Below are 1078 nucleotides of genomic sequence, written 5' to 3' on the forward strand. Positions count from 1 at the left end.
TGGTCAGGTTTTCCCAGCGTTTCCGGGTAACCTTGCCAGGCCGTCAGTAGCGGCATGACTTGCTGCTTGTCATTGGTCGCCTGCGTGACGTGGACATGGGTCACCAGCAGACTCTCGGTATCAACCGCGGCTTGGGCGTTGTAGCACTGATCAAACCCCTTGCCGGTGACCGGCATGATGCGCGACTGCGGGTCGGTGAAATTGATCTGATCCTTGTCACGCGGGCCACCAGTGGGCGGTTCGGGGTCACGCCCACGGGGCTTCTTGCCGGCCTTGCGCTGCGCCTCCCGCCGCGCCACCTTTTCCTGATAGGCGGCTTGCTCGGTGGCGTCCCGCTCCTCGGCGCGCGCCTCGATCTTGACCTTCGCCTCAGCGATGGCCGCCAGGCGGGCTTCACGGCGGGCAATCTCGGCGGGGATATCCATGCCGTCGGCCGCGTCCTCCTTGTCCGCCGACTCGGCCCGCTCGGTCAGCGCTTTCACCTCTGCCCTGAACTGTGCCTCCAGCTTCTTGGCATGGCCATACGACAACGCCTTGTGCTTGCTGGCGTTGGCCTTGAGCTTGGTGCCGTCCAGGGCGATGGTGCCAAGCTTGAGCAGCTTCATCTCGCGGGCCAGCAGCAGCACCTGTACGAACAACTGTTCCAGTTCCGGCAGAAAGCGGCGGCGAAAGGTGGCCAGCGTGTCATGGTCGGGATGGGTATTGGCGGCCAGGTAGCGGAACGCCACCGAGTCATAGGTGGCACGCTCGATCTTGCGGCTGGAGACCACCCCGGTGGCGTAGCCGTAGATCAGCAGGCTCAGTAGCACCGCCGGGTGATGTGCCTTGGAACCCCGCCCCATGTAACGCCGGGTCAACGTCGAGAGGTCCAGTTGTTCGACAACATCGACAACGAACCGCGCCAGGTGACCATCGGGCAACCACTCGTCTACCGAAGGCGGCAGCAGGTAATCGGTCTGGCGATCCACAGGGATGAAGCGGCTCATGGCGATCTTCTCAGCTCGGCGATGACGGTGGTCAGTATCTCACGGTGCAACGGAAAGACCGACAGGCTGCTAGCTCACGCTGGATGCGCGCT

1 protein-coding gene is annotated in these 1078 nt (G+C 63.5%); it reads right to left on the bottom strand.

The features are described from left to right. A partial coding sequence (locus A3220_RS16565; RefSeq protein WP_062376045.1) for an IS1182 family transposase occupies positions 1-986 on the bottom strand: 986 nt, incomplete at its 3' end. Positions 987-1078 lie beyond the last annotated feature (92 nt).

The sequence above is a fragment of the Halomonas sp. KX33721 genome (assembly GCF_001596805.1).
In the GTDB taxonomy this organism is placed as follows: domain Bacteria; phylum Pseudomonadota; class Gammaproteobacteria; order Pseudomonadales; family Halomonadaceae; genus Vreelandella; species Vreelandella aquamarina.